The sequence below is a fragment of the Dyella flava genome (genome assembly GCF_016904955.1).
Taxonomy (GTDB): domain Bacteria; phylum Pseudomonadota; class Gammaproteobacteria; order Xanthomonadales; family Rhodanobacteraceae; genus Dyella_B; species Dyella_B flava.
Map to the genome: position 1 here is coordinate 1 of NZ_JADIKE010000017.1, position 14,019 is coordinate 14,019.

Consider the following 14,019-nt stretch of genomic DNA (forward strand, 5'->3'; position numbering starts at 1 on the left):
CGCCTCTATCCGTTCCAGGCGCGCATTACCTCCGCCGACCACAAGACCATCAATCAAGCTCATCGTGGGCTGTTTGCGCATCGCCGTTCCTCTTCGTCGGATGGGGATAGTTTTGCAAACATCCCGCTTTCGCGGGAATGACGGCTCGGAAAACATGGGGATGCCTCAGTACTGGATACGGCGTGAAATATACCCATGGCAGACAAGCGCCAGCTTTCCGCTCACCGCGAGCAAGTGACCATGGATATGGCGGTCGACCGCATGGGTGAATACGTTGCGTCTGAGCGCCTCGTCGAGATCACTCGTGGGCCGCTCAAGTGCCGCTTGATCAAGCGGATCAGTCGATAATCAGGCTACGCACGTCATAGCGGCCCCGGTTCACGCAAATCACGGAAACCGGGGTGTGGCGGTGTGTGTTCAGTTGCAGCTGACCGCTGCGCCGCTGGCGTTGGTGCAGCTGGCGCTATGGGTGATGCCTTGCCCTGGCGTGGAACTGGTGCTGCCGCTATAGGAAGCACCGCTGGCATTGCTCACGCTGGTGTTGCGCGTCGTCGTGCCATTGCTGGTGGTCACGGCGGTGTTGTAGTTACCGTTCGGCCCGCTGCCGCTGCGACTGTAACCCTGGCCTTGCGTATAGCTGCCACTGTGGCTGTAGGTCTGGCCGTTCGCATTGGTGGCGGTTGCGGTGTGTGTGGTTACGCCGTTGGCCGTGCTGGTAGAGGTTTCGTAGCTGCCACGCGATCCGCTGCCACTGGACTGGCTACTGCCGGACCAACTGCCGTTGGTGTTGCGTGAATACGACCCGTTGCCCGAGAAGTTGCCGCCGGACGCCGTATGACCGGAATTGGAAAAATTCGCCTGGGCCGAACCATTCGGGTTGACGTTATAGCTGTTGTGGCCGCTGAAGCTGCCGCCATTCACACCATTCGCCCAGTGGCGGCCTTGATGCGTGGTGGAGCCACCCGACCAGGTCGTGTAGCCGCCACCGCCGGCACTGCCGCGCGGACCATAAGCACCCGCCCCGTGGAAGCGCGTTTGTGCGAATGCGCCGTTGGCCGCGCCCAGGGCCGCGAGCAGCACCGCGCCCGCCACTAACAATTTCAAAGTTGGTAATACACGCATCCTGAATTCTCCTGCCAAAAAAAGGGAGGTCGACATGACTAGTCCCGACGAGGAGCCATTCTGGAAGGCAGATTTAAATGAGTTATGTAGGAAGCATCGGCAAATGTAACAAGGTGTTACAGCCATACCTTGCTGGCGCCAGACGCTGTTTCAGCACCTTTGCGCTCTATAAGGAGCATCGTGCCCAACGGAATAAGGGCTACGCATGTCTACGCTCGAAGACGTACAGAATACCTGTCTCCGCCGGCGGGCCTTGAAGGGACAACAGACAGGCCAGCGCCGTGGTCCAGCCACGGCGCGGATGGAATGGTTGAGCAGGCGATGTCGCGCAAGAGATGCGCACACACGAATAGGGCATGTCTTCTTAAGCGACGACCTCGCGATCGTTGATCGAATGCCTCACTAAAGTTCAGGCGGCGGCTTTGGTGCTCATCAGGCTCAGCAACTCCTTCGCGGTGGCTTCCGATGACGCCGGATTCTGTCCGGTGATCAGGCGGCCATCGGTGATGGCAAAGCTCTGCCAATCGGGAGCTTTTTCAAAAAGACCGCCGAGCCGCTTGAGTTCGTCTTCAACGAGGAACGGCACCACCTTGGTGAGCTCCACCGCTTCCTCTTCGGAGTTGGTGAACCCAGTTACCCGTTTTCCCTTGACGATGGGCTCGCCCTTGTACTTCACATGGCGAAGTACGCCAGGGGCGTGACACACAGCGGCGACGGGTTTGCCGCTGTTGTAGAAGTCTTCGATCAGTTTGATCGAGATGGGGTCTTCCGCCAGATCCCACAGCGGGCCGTGGCCGCCCGGGTAGAAAACGGTGTCGAAGTCTTTGGCCTGGACGCTGTCGAGGCGAACGGTCTTGGCAAGTACGTCCTGGGCTTTCTTGTCAGCCTTGAAGCGGTTCTGGGAAGGGGTCTGGTTATTCGGGTCATCGCTCTTTGGATCAATCGGCGGTTGTCCGCCTTTGGGCGAGGCAACGGTCACTTGTGCGCCGGCATCAGTGAAGACGTAATAAGGAGCTGCAAATTCCTCCAGCCAAAAGCCGGTCTTCTTGCCGGTGTTGCCAAGGGTATCGTGGGAGGTCAAAACCATGAGAATTTTCACGTGGGCTCTCCTGACGTAAATTCTGAAATCGCATATACGTGTGCGCACGAGCATAGAGAAAGCAAGAATGACGCCGCCGGAGGCAGCAACCGCAGCCTGTTTCCACTAGCACCCATGAAGCTCCATGCATCGATATGGTCGAAAGCTACTCCTTGGCTTGATTCGGGCGATGGGAAGTTCACGTGCCCGATGACACTCGCCTGAGCGTTTTCACTTTCGACGTTACCGAAAACACTTCACTCGACTCGTTCTGTTCACCTCGTAGCGAAACCATCGCCGAAGAGGCATCGTTGAGAGCGAGCAACGTCGAGTTATGCGATAGAAGGCGTTACGTGAGTGCAAAGAGGATGTTCTCTGGTTGGAACCAACGCGGTTGATGAATGAGACGCCGATCGCGCAGCTTGGCATGTGCCATTCCGATACTGCGCAGGCACGCGTGTTTCCGTCATGGAGATGACACAAACGAACGCGTCTTCGCGCCCATTTCACGATGTCGCGAATGCAATACATGATGTTGTCCGCCGCGGATGCGGGTAAAGGCGCGTTGGCACACATGTATCCCTGCGAATCGGAAAGTTGCGCGGCAAATTGGAAAGCACGTGGCGCGGCAGTTCGCAAGAATGCCTTCAACCCAAGGTGGCCCGCGAGGCTTTTATGGATATCGACTTTATCGAGCAATTCATTTGCTCCGATTGCGGCTTCGTCTATGGCGAGATGCTGGCCTTCCACGGCAGCCACAATCACCACACGAACCGCGCCTGCCCAAGCTGTGGCGCCGGCGCTGTTTCGTCGCTTGAGTGCGTTTATCACGTCTCGCAGGCCTTGCTGATCCGCTTTTGACCGAGCTGCATCGCAGCGCCGCGTCCATTTTTCATTCTTCCAGACAGCGCTTCGCGCCATCCATATGAGGTGGGGCGCGAAGCGCGTCATCCATTGAGGAGTTTTCCATGAAGGTACTTCCGTTCACCGGATTGCTGCTTTTTGCGGGCAGTGCGGGTGCTACGTCGATGAGCGTGCCACTGGTCCAGGTGAAGCAGACCATCACCGCCGACTATCACTGCCCCAGTGGCGAACGCTTCAGTGTGACGTACCTCAATGCCAGCAATGGCCAGAGTTTCGCCGTGCTGCAGTATCAGGGCAAAACCATGCTGCTGGTCAACGGCATGTCCGCCGATGGCGTGCGGTATCAGGCCGATTCCATCACGTGGTGGATCAAGGGGCGCGGCGGCACGCTATTCGATGCACGCATCGACCCCGACAAGCCCGTCCTGGACGGATGCGCGACGAAGTAATGGTGCGTTCGGCCACCGGCCCGCCACGCCGCCGTTCGATTTTGAAAGGCTTTGTGCGGACGTGAAAAAGCCCCTGCGTTTCGAAAAGATCGATCCCGCTTCGGCGCCCACAATGAGCCCCGAAATCGTTCAACGAGATTTCGATCGGTGCAGTCCTTTGCATTCAACCATCGGAGAAAACCATCATGAGCATGAAGAGTTTTGTACTGGGTGTGGCGCTGGCTTCCACCACTTTGTTCGGTTGCGCCACCATGGCGCAGGATCGCCCCAACGTAGATATCGGTTGGCACCACGGCAATCTGCGTAACGCGCAGGAAAACATCGTTGCCGCATTCGAGTATATCCAGCAGGCGCAGCGCGCCAACGACGGCCAGTTGGGCGGGCACGCCGCACGCGCCAAGGAATTGCTGGCTGAAGCCAACGAAGAGCTGCGCATGGCTGCCGACGTGTCCAACGCCGAAGGTCATTGAACAACGACAACGACACGCTGGATTCCCTTCCCTCCCTTAGCCGGATAGTCGACATCGTTACGATGGCGTTATCCGGCTCTTTTTTTGACGAAGCGCCGTTTGAAAACGCACACGTGTCGCCGATCGGCCGGGACGTGGTACACCGCCAACATACTGGCGGATTTCCCGATGTGCACACATAATCGGCGCGGGCGCTACGCGCGAGGGCTTGCGCGAGGGGAACTTCAGTTCGATCACGGTCGGGAGCTCTAGTCATGCAGTTCCGGCATTTGCGTTACTTCGCAAAGATCGTCGAAGCGGGAAGCTTTTCCCGCGCCGCCGCGCTTATCCATATTGCCCAGCCGGCACTGAGCAAGCAGATTGCGGAGCTGGAAGACGAGTTCGGCGTAACGCTGCTTCATCGCAGCGCACGTGGCGTGACGCCCACGGTGGCGGGCGAAGTGTTGTATCAGGAAGCGCTCAAGCTGATTCGTCACGTCGACGATCTGCCGTCCATCGTGCGCTCTTCGCAGGGTGACGTGCAGGGCGTGGTGTCTTTTGGCATGGCCTCGACCGTGGCGCCCGCGCTTACGGGCAAGATGCTGGAAATCTGCCGGAATACGTTGCCGCACGTGACCTTGCGCTTTGTCACCGGCGACAGCCTCACGCTGCGCGAAAAAGTGGCCGCACGGGCGGTTGACCTTGCCATCGTGTTCGAAGACGAGCCCGAAGGCGGCTTCACACGCGAAGTGCTGTTCCGGCAGCGGCTTTATCTGGCAAACCCCAAAGGCAGCAAGCGCGCATTACCCATTTCATTATCGGAAATCAGCGCATTGCCGCTGGTGTTGCCGACGCCCACGAACGTGTTGCGCCGCGTGCTCGATCGCGCTTTCGCGCAGGCCAATATCACGCTGCGGCCGATTGCCGAATCCGATCTGTTCGACGTGATGCTCTCGGCGGTCGAAACCGGTCTGGGCCATGCGGTGATGCCCAAGGGCGATTTCTCGGACGTGCCGGGTCATCAGGACATCGGCACCACGCCGATCGAGCCGCCGATCTATCTCACCGCCTGCCTGGTCACCTCGCAGGATGTGCCCTTGACCCAGGCCGCTCTGGCGGTCGAGGCCGCGCTGCTGACCTTTATCCGCGGCCAGTTGGACAAAACGTCCTTCCACGGTGCTGAGTGGGTGGAGCCGGGGCAGCCATAGCTGGCCGTTATGGCCGCATAGCGAAACGGTATTTTCGCTGCGCTCGGAATAGTCCGACTATATGACGCATCGCACCACACGGGGCCGGTCGGCCCCCGGCGGTTGCCAATACCGATAGGCCGTAGCCACCAGCCCACAAGCCCGAACCACCGCTTCGACCTGTCACAACGTCATTCGAATTTGCACCGGCGCAGTCGCGCCGGAACGGGGAAGTCATGTCCTGCGTCGTTCAGCATCGGAAAAACAAGGCACTGGCCGCCCAGGCCGCTTCGGTTACCCACGATCTGTTGACCCGCGTGGGGGCTAGCCCGGACTGGCAGCACAAGGCCGTGCGCTGCAGCGAGCGGCCCTCGCAGATCGCCGTTTCGCTGTGGACCCACCATGCCAACGGCAATGGCGAATGCCGGATTACCACGCCACGCGATGTCTACACGGTAGGTATCGTGCTCGACAACATTCACGTTTGCCTGGATGTGAACGCCCAGCGGGTCATCGACGCGGCGGTCGAGGCGGGTACGTGTTTCGTCGCCCGTCCCGGGGAAACCGTGCATGTGGTGTGCCCGCGTGGCTACAAGGCGCTGCACCTGAGTATCCCGAGCGAGCTGCTGTGGTTCAGTGCCGATGCGGAGCATGCTTGCGCCGCGCTGGATGGTCGTTCGATCGGCCCGGTGAAAAACGATTTGCTGTTGCAGCTGGCCCGCACCCTGACCGATATCGCCGACGACGACCAGAATGCGTCATTCGCCGAGCAACTGGTCAGCATGCTGGTCGATGGCATCCGCCACCTGCGCGCCGAGAACGCCACGACTACGCGCATCAGTCGTAAGACCACCTTGCCCAACTGGCGCCTGCAGCGCGTGGATAGCTACGTCAAAGCGCATCTGTCCGAACCGGTCGCGCTGTCCGATATGGCTGAAGCCGCAGGCCTGTCGCCGATGCATTTCGCCGCGCAGTTCCGCTCCGCCACCGGTTACCGTCCGCACCACTACCTGCTGCTGTGCCGGCTGGAGCGCGCCAAGGAACTGATGGGCAACGCGTCGCTTTCGATGCTGGATGTCGCCCTGGATGTGGGTTTTCGCACCCAGGCGCACTTCACCACGGTGTTCAAGCGCCTTAACGGCAAGACGCCGAGCGTCTGGCGCGATGATCTACTGGACGCGCGTCTGGCTAAAATTGCGTGACCTGATACACGCACTCCTGGAGCCATGACGATGAAGACGGCACGCTTGAGCACGCTGCTGGTGGGTTTGTTATTGGCGGGGCCGGCGACTGCACAGATTGCCAGTTACGAGTGCACAAAAGCTGTCACGGCGGCCGAGCATGCGATCTGCACGTCGCCGTCACTCGGCCGCAAGGACGTGATCGCCGCCACCTATTACGACCTGCTGCTGCATCTGAAACCCGCGGTCCCCGGCATGGCCTATCGCGAGTTCGACGATCATCTGCGCGACGAGCAGCGTCAATTCCTGGTTACACGCAATGCCTGCGGTGCGAACAACAGTTGCCTTGAACAGAGCTATGACGATCGGATCGCTGCGTTACGCAAGATCGTCGACCGTAATGCCGCCGTCGTTTTTGATCGGCCGGTAGGCCCTTAATCGGCGAGACTCCCGCACGAATCAGGTGCTGCTTTTCCGTCGAAACGGTCGGCCATCCACGCCACCGCCGGCAGTGCGGCATCCGCCCCCGCCCAACCATGCTTCACACCCGGCAACGACAGGTACTGCACCTTGCTGCCGGCGTGGCACAGCCGCTGCACGTAAGCTTGCGTGACGGAAGGAAGCACCAGGCGATCTGCATCGCCCTGGGCGACAAACACCGGAACATCTGCCGGGAGCGTGCCGGGAATATTTTTCAGCAGGAGCGAGCGCCAGGGTTCGACGCGGGTGATGTCGTCAACACTCAGGAACTGTTGGCGCAGCGGGCGTTGCGAGCGGCTGCGTTCAAGCATGTCGATCGGCGATTCGATGCATTCGTTCGACAGCGCATCGACCGCCGGCATCGCGCCCGGCGCGATCACGTTGTCCAGCGGAAGATGGAACACCTGCGACCACGACCACAGCGTCATCGCGGTGATATTGCGTCCGCCGTCAGTATCGGCATCTTCGCGCAGCAAGGTTTGCAGATCGGTCGCCGGGGAGGCGACGGCGACGCCGACCAGTTGCAATTCCGGTGCATAAGTCTGCGCCAGCTCGCCGGCAAACAGCGCCGCCTGGCCACCCTGCGAGTGACCCCACACGGCGTAGCGATTGCCCGCCGCGGCCTGCGGCAGATTGCGCACTGCGCGCACCGAGTCGAGCACCGCGCGTGCTTCGCTGTCTCCCACCAGGTACGGGTGCGGCCCAGGCGTGCCGAGGCCCGGATAATCCGTGGCGACGACGACATATCCACGCCGCACCATGTCACGCAGCCCCATCATGGTCTGGAACACGAAGCGCGCCTGCGACGGTGCGCAACGCGATACCACGCCGGTGGTGGGGTGGGACCAGGCGACGATCGGTCGTCCGCCTTTCGGCGCCACGCCCGCTGGAATCACCACGACGCCCGATACGACGATCGGTCGATTCGATGGATCGGTCGAGCGGTAGAGCAGGCGATACGCCGATGCGCCCAACGGCGCCCCGCGCATCGGCTCGATCCGCACGATGGAACCGGGCGCACCGGTGACGCTGTTCGTTGCCGCCAGATAAAACGCGGGGTCGACATGTGCGGCATAGGTGGCGGGTGAAAACGCGGCGGCGCCGAGCGCGACCAGCGCAAAGCTCAGCGCACCGGACAGTAGTTTGGTCTTGAATCGAAGCATGATCGAATCATCCACAGATCAGGTGAAATGCACGGTATCGAGCAGCTGCGCCAGGCCTTTCCACAGAATCTGCAGGCCGATGCAGAACAGCACGAAGGCGAACAGGCGCATCGCCACGCGCGTACCCACCACGCCGAGCAGGCGTTCGATGTGGCAGGCGAAACGCATGCATAGATAAATGCTCAGGCCAAGCACCGCCAAGCCCAGCGATACACCGGCGACATGCGCCACCGACAAGCCTTCGCATGGCGATTGCGTACCCAGAGCGATGGCGACGGCGATCGAGCCTGGCCCCACCGTGAGCGGCAGGGTGATCGGATAAAACGCCTTGGTCTGCAGCGACAACGCACTGTGCTGGGATACGGCGTTGGCTTCGCTCTGCTCTTCGTCGGAAGCGTGCAACAGTTTCCAGCCCGCCATGGCGACAATCGCGCCGCCACTGACGCGCAGCACCGGCATCGAAATGCCGAAAAACGACAGTACATACGCGCCGATCAACAGTGACGCCAGCAGGATGATCACGCTGTTTGCGGTCACGCGCAGTGCCATTTCCGTGCGCTGTTGCAGCGTCATGTGCGGCACCAGTCCCATCGCCATCAAGGCCGAGGCGGGTGGATTGATCAAGGGCAGCAGGGCCGCAATGATCAGCAAAGCCGTTTTGATGAAGTCGTGCCACATGGCGTTCTCCCCGTATCTGGCCGATCAGGCCTTGATCGCGATCACCAGCGCGAGACAGCAGGTGCCGGCGATCGTCATGATCAATCCCGCGATCGAAAGACGATTGGCGTATCGCGCAAGGCGCAGGCAGCGCATCGACGAGCGCTGTCGCCATGCGATTCGGGCCAGCAGCGCCGCCGCGACGTAGAGCAGGGTGTTGACGACCAGCAGTCCGTCGATGGCGACGCGCTCAGCACTGATTGTCGCCACGGCATGCAGCACGCCGAACACCATCAGGCAGACGGCAAGCGTGGTGCCCGGCGACACGAAGATCGGCACGCCTGCGTCGCTGTGCCGGGGTGCAACCGATTGCGATGTATTCCAACGATTCATGGCGATGGTCCGCATGGTTCTATAGGCGTGCGTGTCCGTTCCGCGTTCGGCTGGCCGATGCGGAGCGATGCATGAGTGGGATGCGCCGACCCGGCGTGGCCGGATCGGCGCGTCAATAAAGCCCTCCGTGGCACCGTGCTTCCATGAGCAACCGTTGGTCGGCGTCATCCATGCCCGTTCCGACTGACGTCGGCATGGCAATCCAGCCACGGCCTGCAGGGAGGTTGTTGCAGCCACCCGTGCAGGTCTTTGCGTCCTCGTCCACGGCGCCATTATCGGCAGTCGGGATCGGCGGCTTTTTCAGATACGCCGAAGTTATTTCCAGATCGAACGATTGGCGTGATGCGTGCGGATGATCGGTGTGTGCCGATGCGGCCGGCGCTGGCCGGGCTAGGCCATATCCGCCGTGGGTCGGGGCCCGATCGCCTGTTTGTCCGCCGAAGCCAGCATGGCTTCGAACAACGCATCCGTGGTGGTGCCTTCCGGGGCGAGCTTGATCAGTGGGCCGAGACGTCCATCCAGCAGCAACATGGTGAACCCGTGGATCAGGGACCAGCCGCCCAGCATCTTGCCCAGTTGTTCCACGGACGGCTGGGTGGCCGGTGCATCGCGGGATTCGGCCAACATGCCAAACACCTGCATACGTGCTTCCTTGAAGGAGGGCCGGGAGCCATCCAGCCGATCGGATCGATACATCAGTTGGAACAGCGCCGGATGCTCGACCGCGAAAGCGACATAAGCGCGCGCGCCATCCCAGCGTCTGGCGTCGGGTGCATCCGTGGCTGCCTTGAGCCGCGCCCCGAATCGCTGGAACCCGTCGGCGGCCAATTCGGTGAGTAGTCCGGTGAGGTCGCCAAAGTGGTGAGCGGGCGCGGCATGGGATACGCCCGCCTCCCGTGCCGCTGCGCGCAGCGTCAGGGCGTTCAATCCGTCGCGTTTGAGAATGGTCTCGGCCGCCGCGAGCAGCGCCTCCCGGAGGGCGCCGTGGTGGTAGGGGGTGGTTTTCATGGCGGAAATCTTACCATTGTAAAAATAAGTGTTGACAAGCGCTTAGCCGGCACTCAAGATATCTAGACACCGTCAAGATTAAGGGCCCGAAGGGACCTGTCCGGCGTCAAGCGACGCGATGGCGGTTTTGGAGCAACGCAAGGGGGACCCAGGATCCGATGCCATTCCGGCCATGACCGCCGGGGAGAGACGACATGTACAGCGCTTCCAACCAGCTCGAATCGGCACTTATGGCAGCGGATCGCAACGCTGTCCTGGCCGGTGTGCTGGATCGATCGACCATCGTTCGCGTCCAGCAGCCAGAGGGTGGCCCGACGGCCATGGTCTGCCGGCGAGCGGCGGGGGAGGCCAGTGAAGTTCGTCAGACCCCGGGCGATTCGGTGGCGCTGCGTTTCTTTGCGGGCCGATGCCACCTGTGGGTGAACGTTGGATCGCAGTGGCATGATTGCGGCGAAGCCGGCGAGGGCATGGTCCATGTGAGCCGTCCGAACCAGTTGGTTCGCACCGAATGGCTTTCCGATGGCGAAGAACTCGTATTGACCGTACCGCACAGCTATTGGCATGACCGCGTGACCCAAGGCATGCGCGCGGCCCTGGCGATGGGAAAACCGTGCAGGCATGCCGATCCGGTATTGCGGCAACTGGTCAATGTGCTGATGCAATCGGCATTGGAAGATTTGCACGTGTCATTCGCTGCGCCGTTGATCGATGCGCTGCTGGCGCGCGTCGTCATGCTCTGCCGTGGCAACACGTTGCAAGGGTCACGCCGGAATGCGCTGCCGGCCTTTCGCATTCGACGCGTGGCGCGTTACGTGCGGGAACATCTGTCCGAAACCATCACCCTGGCCGATATGGCCGCGGCGGCCGGTATGTCGTCCATGCATTTTGCAGCGCTATTCCGACAGGCGACCGGCCAGCGGCCGCATCACTACCTGTTGGAGCAGCGCATTCTCCACGCCAAGGAACTCATGCTGCGCACGTCCCGTTCGCTCTGCGAGATTGCCTTGAGCGCAGGATTCAGCACGCAGGCGCACTTTTGCACCGTCTTCAAGCGTTTTGCCGGCACGACGCCCCATCAATGGCGCAGCAGCTACATGCGCTGAGCTTCCCATCATTCGTCATAAAGTTCTTAGAGGTACTTCGCCATGAAAGCCTTGCTCGGATTTATGCCTTTCCTTGTGTTCGCGCTGCTCAGCACGGCGGGATACTCGAACTACGGCCTGCTCGCCGGTACGGCCACGGCCGCGCTATGGATCGCGCGTGACACCTTCGTATCGCGCAAATCGCCAAAAATCCTGGATATGGGGACATTTGTGCTCTTCGCGGCGCTGACAATCTTTACCTGGACGACACACCTGAGCCTGTCCGTTGCGCTGGTGCGCATCGTCGTCGACTCAGGACTGCTGCTGATCGTGCTCTTGACGATCATGATCGGAAAACCCTTCACCCTGGAATACGCGAAAGAAAGTGTTCCGCCATCGCTATGGGCCGATGCTCGCTTCATCCGCGGCAACGTCGTGATCTCGGCGGCCTGGGCTGTCGCCCTGTTCGTTGCGGTTCTTGCGGACATGGCGATGTGGCGCGGCATCATTTCCGCTCGCGGCGTGGCGGTCATCATTTTCGGCGCGTTCTATGCCGCCATGCGCTTCACGCATCAATGGCATCCCGATCATCAACGCGCGCAAGCTGTTGCGCAGCGGTGATCGATCAGCGCCCTTTTGCTTTTTACATACTGGTTATCCGCAAGGTTCGGGCATGAAACACAGCATTTTGATTTCGGGTGCCGGCGTCACCGGCCTGGCGTTGGCTTACTGGCTGGATCGTGCGGGCTTCACCGTCACGATCGTCGAACGATCACCCGGCTTCCGCCGTGGCGGCCAGGCGGTTGATGTGCGTGGTGTTGCGCTGGACATCATCAAGGCGATGGGACTGCACCAGGACGCAGAAGCATTGCGCACGCGGTCCAGGGGCATGTCCATCCTGGATGCGAATTGCCAAGAAGTTGACCGCACCGAAGAGCGCACCTACAGCGCCGGCCGCCTCGACAGCTCCGATATTGAAATCTTCCGTGACGACCTGTGCGAGCTGCTTATGAACGCGATGAGCAAGCAGGTGAAGTTTCTTTACGGCGACAGCATTCGCACGATCACGCAGGATGAAAAGGAAGTCACCGTCGTCTTCAACAGTGGCCTGGAGCGACGTTTCGATTATCTGGTCGGCGCCGACGGCGTCTATTCCCATACCCGCAAGCTGTGCTTCAACGATGAGGCAAGCTGCGTCAAACCGCTGGGCGTGGTGCTGGCGCTGTTCTCCACGCCCAACCTGATCGATCTGAAACATTGGCAGCTGGCGCATCGCGATGGTAGCGGCATCGGCTTTGTGATTTATCCCAGCCGTGACCAGAACGCACTGCGCGTCGGCGTGGGCTATGGCACGGAAGGCGCCGAGGTCGCCCGCCACGACATCGATGCGCAGAGGAATATGGTCGCCACCAAGTGCGCGAAGTTGGGTGGCTTCTTCCCGAAGCTTGTTGATGCGATGAAAGTTACGGATCAGTTCTACTACAACGAACTGGCGCAGATACACATGCCCGCCTGGACCGATGGTCGCGTTGCCTTGGCCGGCGATGCCGCCCATTGTGCGTCACCCTTCACAGGGCAGGGCACCAGTCTGGCGCTGGTCGGCGCCTTTGTCCTGGCGCGCGAGCTGATACGCCATCCTGATCAGCCGGCAGAAGCATTTGCTGCCTATGAACAACGGATGCGTCCCTACGTAAAGCTCAATCAGGCCCTGCTGGATCTCAATCGGAAAGGTCCAACACCGGACGACATGATGACGACGGCCAAGAACGGCATCGATCTGCACGACCTGCTGGAAGAAGTCGCGTAGCAAGCGCACAGACCACACTCCGCGTTTCTGAAAAACGCGGAGTGCGTTGGTGCCAAGCGTTGGGGTTTACGGCGTAGTCTGCCGCTCGGTTGGCCACTGGCTGAAGGCAAATACGTACATCATGATGACGTTGACCAGCGGTATGAAGATCAACAATGACCAGGCGCCGTTGTAACCGGCTTTTGAAACGACTTTCCAGGCGGGAATAACTGCGAGTACGGCTGCGAGCAGCCCAAAGACGGGATGCGGATGCATAGACCCCTCGTTTACCGGTTGGCTCCCCATTGGAGTGAGGCCTAGCTTAGCGGCAGTGGCGCGGGGCAGGGGATGAAGGCGTGTGGCCGCGATGGCCTAAACGCGGCCCGGCCTGGATAGGCTGGCGAGCGTCCACCATGACGGCGGTGAGATACCGCAGCTGCTCAATATCTGGTGGATTCGTGTCGTGACCAGATCCTGATTCTCCACGGGCACCTGGCGCTTGATGGCCTCGGCCAGTTCCAGAAACTCCATCCAGAACTCGGTGCTCCCGTCGCCCTGTTGCAGGCGCGGCAGGGCCTTGATCAGGTCGACGAAGTCTTGCTGGATATCCGGGTGGTTTTCGAGCATGGCGCAGCTCAGGTCAGACACAGGCCGCTTGGAAACGCATAGACGCGCCCGGTCCTGGGCTTGCCGGTGGCGATCCATCGGGATGGTGGTGCGATGCCGTATTTGGCCAGCACGTCGTGGATCTTCTCGCTGACCCAGTCGCGGCGATGCAGCGGCACCTGGTCCTGGATGGCGTCGGCCCGTTCCAGGAACTCGACCCAGAATTCGCTGGCCTGGTTTTCCTTGAGCAGGCGTGGCACCGAATGGCTCAGGCGTTCAATCTGCTGCTCGATGTCTTGGTGGCTCAGAAGCACGGCGGCGCATCCTACGGGGTAGTCAGTCCGGGTCGCATCCCGGGAGGTATCGGCTAAGACGTATGAAGGTCCGGATTTTGAAATGGGCTATCCCAGGCCGGGGTGGCCCGTGCTTCCAGGAGGAGGTGGAGCTGTGGCCGAAGGCGGCAGAAGCCACGGCCATCGCTATGACTTCTGATGTTACAGAGCGAAGCGAACAG

The 14,019-nt window shown here is 60.9% G+C and carries 19 protein-coding genes; 10 read left to right on the plus strand and 9 right to left on the minus strand.

All coding sequences use genetic code 11. The features are described 5' to 3' along the window. The first annotated feature begins 195 nt into the window (after positions 1-195). Positions 196-348, plus strand: a complete 153-nt coding sequence (locus ISP19_RS00540) for a hypothetical protein (protein WP_204678394.1) — start codon at positions 196-198, stop codon at positions 346-348. Positions 349-417: 69 nt separating this feature from the next. Here the strand turns inward: ISP19_RS00540 and ISP19_RS00545 are convergent, their stop codons facing one another. Both ISP19_RS00545 and ISP19_RS00550 read right to left on the minus strand, forming a co-directional pair. Then, positions 418-1,122, minus strand: coding sequence for a hypothetical protein (locus tag ISP19_RS00545; RefSeq protein ID WP_204678396.1), 705 nt, complete (start codon positions 1,120-1,122; stop codon positions 418-420). 409 nt (positions 1,123-1,531) lie between these two features. Beyond that, on the minus strand, positions 1,532-2,221 hold the full coding sequence (locus ISP19_RS00550; RefSeq protein ID WP_204678398.1) for a type 1 glutamine amidotransferase domain-containing protein: 690 nt from the start codon (positions 2,219-2,221) through the stop codon (positions 1,532-1,534). A 654-nt stretch (positions 2,222-2,875) separates the two neighbouring features. Here ISP19_RS00550 and ISP19_RS00555 point away from each other — a divergent pair. The 6 genes from ISP19_RS00555 to ISP19_RS00580 all read left to right on the plus strand — a co-directional run bounded on the left by ISP19_RS00555 (position 2,876) and on the right by ISP19_RS00580 (position 6,768). Continuing rightward, positions 2,876-3,061 carry a hypothetical protein gene (locus ISP19_RS00555; RefSeq protein WP_204678400.1) on the plus strand — a complete coding sequence of 62 codons (186 nt, stop codon included), beginning with the start codon at positions 2,876-2,878 and terminating at the stop codon, positions 3,059-3,061. A gap of 107 nt (positions 3,062-3,168) precedes the next feature. Then, positions 3,169-3,513: an MliC family protein gene (locus tag ISP19_RS00560; RefSeq protein ID WP_204678402.1), complete on the plus strand. Its 345-nt coding sequence runs from the start codon at positions 3,169-3,171 to the stop codon at positions 3,511-3,513. A 185-nt stretch (positions 3,514-3,698) separates the two neighbouring features. Then, the gene (locus tag ISP19_RS00565; RefSeq protein WP_204678404.1) at positions 3,699-3,983 is read left to right on the plus strand and encodes a hypothetical protein; all 285 of its coding nucleotides are present in this window, start codon (positions 3,699-3,701) and stop codon (positions 3,981-3,983) included. A gap of 254 nt (positions 3,984-4,237) precedes the next feature. Beyond that, positions 4,238-5,170: a LysR substrate-binding domain-containing protein gene (locus ISP19_RS00570; protein ID WP_204678406.1), complete on the plus strand. Its 933-nt coding sequence runs from the start codon at positions 4,238-4,240 to the stop codon at positions 5,168-5,170. 215 nt (positions 5,171-5,385) lie between these two features. Further along, positions 5,386-6,351: a helix-turn-helix domain-containing protein gene (locus ISP19_RS00575; protein WP_204678408.1), complete on the plus strand. Its 966-nt coding sequence runs from the start codon at positions 5,386-5,388 to the stop codon at positions 6,349-6,351. 30 nt (positions 6,352-6,381) lie between these two features. Then, positions 6,382-6,768 (plus strand): lysozyme inhibitor LprI family protein, encoded by a 387-nt coding sequence (locus tag ISP19_RS00580; protein ID WP_204678410.1) that lies wholly within the window; start codon positions 6,382-6,384, stop codon positions 6,766-6,768. Here ISP19_RS00580 and ISP19_RS00585 read toward each other — a convergent pair. From ISP19_RS00585 to ISP19_RS00600, 4 genes are all read right to left on the minus strand, one after another. Then, positions 6,765-7,973, minus strand: coding sequence for an alpha/beta fold hydrolase (locus ISP19_RS00585; protein ID WP_204678412.1), 1,209 nt, complete (start codon positions 7,971-7,973; stop codon positions 6,765-6,767). The two genes, ISP19_RS00580 and ISP19_RS00585, sit on opposite strands and share 4 nt — an antisense overlap. Positions 7,974-7,991: 18 nt before the next feature. After that, the gene (locus tag ISP19_RS00590; protein WP_204678414.1) at positions 7,992-8,651 is read right to left on the minus strand and encodes a MarC family protein; all 660 of its coding nucleotides are present in this window, start codon (positions 8,649-8,651) and stop codon (positions 7,992-7,994) included. Positions 8,652-8,675: 24 nt separating this feature from the next. After that, positions 8,676-9,023, minus strand: a complete 348-nt coding sequence (locus ISP19_RS00595; RefSeq protein ID WP_204678416.1) for a hypothetical protein — start codon at positions 9,021-9,023, stop codon at positions 8,676-8,678. A 390-nt stretch (positions 9,024-9,413) separates the two neighbouring features. Next, positions 9,414-10,031, minus strand: coding sequence for a TetR/AcrR family transcriptional regulator (locus ISP19_RS00600; protein ID WP_204678418.1), 618 nt, complete (start codon positions 10,029-10,031; stop codon positions 9,414-9,416). 194 nt (positions 10,032-10,225) lie between these two features. Between ISP19_RS00600 and ISP19_RS00605 the strand changes: the two genes are divergently transcribed. From ISP19_RS00605 to ISP19_RS00615, 3 genes are read left to right on the plus strand one after another with little or no spacing between them, the layout of a single operon-like run. Next, positions 10,226-11,134 carry an AraC family transcriptional regulator gene (locus ISP19_RS00605; RefSeq protein ID WP_204678426.1) on the plus strand — a complete coding sequence of 303 codons (909 nt, stop codon included), beginning with the start codon at positions 10,226-10,228 and terminating at the stop codon, positions 11,132-11,134. A gap of 42 nt (positions 11,135-11,176) precedes the next feature. Then, positions 11,177-11,734, plus strand: a complete 558-nt coding sequence (locus ISP19_RS00610) for a hypothetical protein (RefSeq protein ID WP_204678428.1) — start codon at positions 11,177-11,179, stop codon at positions 11,732-11,734. Between the two features lie 52 nt (positions 11,735-11,786). Continuing rightward, entirely contained in the window at positions 11,787-12,920 is a 1,134-nt protein-coding gene (locus tag ISP19_RS00615) for an FAD-dependent monooxygenase (RefSeq protein WP_204678437.1), read from the plus strand. A 66-nt stretch (positions 12,921-12,986) separates the two neighbouring features. Here the strand turns inward: ISP19_RS00615 and ISP19_RS00620 are convergent, their stop codons facing one another. The 3 genes from ISP19_RS00620 to ISP19_RS00630 form a co-directional block, all read right to left on the minus strand. Continuing rightward, the gene (locus ISP19_RS00620) at positions 12,987-13,175 is read right to left on the minus strand and encodes a DUF805 domain-containing protein (protein WP_204678445.1); all 189 of its coding nucleotides are present in this window, start codon (positions 13,173-13,175) and stop codon (positions 12,987-12,989) included. Positions 13,176-13,271: 96 nt separating this feature from the next. Then, entirely contained in the window at positions 13,272-13,526 is a 255-nt protein-coding gene (locus ISP19_RS00625) for a hypothetical protein (RefSeq protein ID WP_204678447.1), read from the minus strand. 8 nt (positions 13,527-13,534) lie between these two features. Beyond that, the gene (locus tag ISP19_RS00630) at positions 13,535-13,819 is read right to left on the minus strand and encodes a hypothetical protein (RefSeq protein WP_204678449.1); all 285 of its coding nucleotides are present in this window, start codon (positions 13,817-13,819) and stop codon (positions 13,535-13,537) included. Between the last annotated feature and the right edge of the window lie 200 nt (positions 13,820-14,019).

Bases quoted from the DNA above. Each gene is read 5' to 3' on its own strand.
- ISP19_RS00540 (WP_204678394.1), top strand. From the start codon at position 196: ATGGCAGACAAGCGCCAGCTTTCCGCTCACCGCGAGCAAGTGACCATG.
- ISP19_RS00545 (WP_204678396.1), bottom strand. From the start codon at position 1,122: ATGCGTGTATTACCAACTTTGAAATTGTTAGTGGCGGGCGCGGTGCTG.
- ISP19_RS00555 (WP_204678400.1), top strand. From the start codon at position 2,876: ATGGATATCGACTTTATCGAGCAATTCATTTGCTCCGATTGCGGCTTC.
- ISP19_RS00560 (WP_204678402.1), top strand. From the start codon at position 3,169: ATGAAGGTACTTCCGTTCACCGGATTGCTGCTTTTTGCGGGCAGTGCG.
- ISP19_RS00565 (WP_204678404.1), top strand. From the start codon at position 3,699: ATGAGCATGAAGAGTTTTGTACTGGGTGTGGCGCTGGCTTCCACCACT.
- ISP19_RS00570 (WP_204678406.1), top strand. From the start codon at position 4,238: ATGCAGTTCCGGCATTTGCGTTACTTCGCAAAGATCGTCGAAGCGGGA.
- ISP19_RS00575 (WP_204678408.1), top strand. From the start codon at position 5,386: ATGTCCTGCGTCGTTCAGCATCGGAAAAACAAGGCACTGGCCGCCCAG.
- ISP19_RS00580 (WP_204678410.1), top strand. From the start codon at position 6,382: ATGAAGACGGCACGCTTGAGCACGCTGCTGGTGGGTTTGTTATTGGCG.
- ISP19_RS00585 (WP_204678412.1), bottom strand. From the start codon at position 7,973: ATGCTTCGATTCAAGACCAAACTACTGTCCGGTGCGCTGAGCTTTGCG.
- ISP19_RS00590 (WP_204678414.1), bottom strand. From the start codon at position 8,651: ATGTGGCACGACTTCATCAAAACGGCTTTGCTGATCATTGCGGCCCTG.
- ISP19_RS00595 (WP_204678416.1), bottom strand. From the start codon at position 9,023: ATGAATCGTTGGAATACATCGCAATCGGTTGCACCCCGGCACAGCGAC.
- ISP19_RS00600 (WP_204678418.1), bottom strand. From the start codon at position 10,031: ATGAAAACCACCCCCTACCACCACGGCGCCCTCCGGGAGGCGCTGCTC.
- ISP19_RS00605 (WP_204678426.1), top strand. From the start codon at position 10,226: ATGTACAGCGCTTCCAACCAGCTCGAATCGGCACTTATGGCAGCGGAT.
- ISP19_RS00610 (WP_204678428.1), top strand. From the start codon at position 11,177: ATGAAAGCCTTGCTCGGATTTATGCCTTTCCTTGTGTTCGCGCTGCTC.
- ISP19_RS00615 (WP_204678437.1), top strand. From the start codon at position 11,787: ATGAAACACAGCATTTTGATTTCGGGTGCCGGCGTCACCGGCCTGGCG.
- ISP19_RS00620 (WP_204678445.1), bottom strand. From the start codon at position 13,175: ATGCATCCGCATCCCGTCTTTGGGCTGCTCGCAGCCGTACTCGCAGTT.
- ISP19_RS00625 (WP_204678447.1), bottom strand. From the start codon at position 13,526: ATGCTCGAAAACCACCCGGATATCCAGCAAGACTTCGTCGACCTGATC.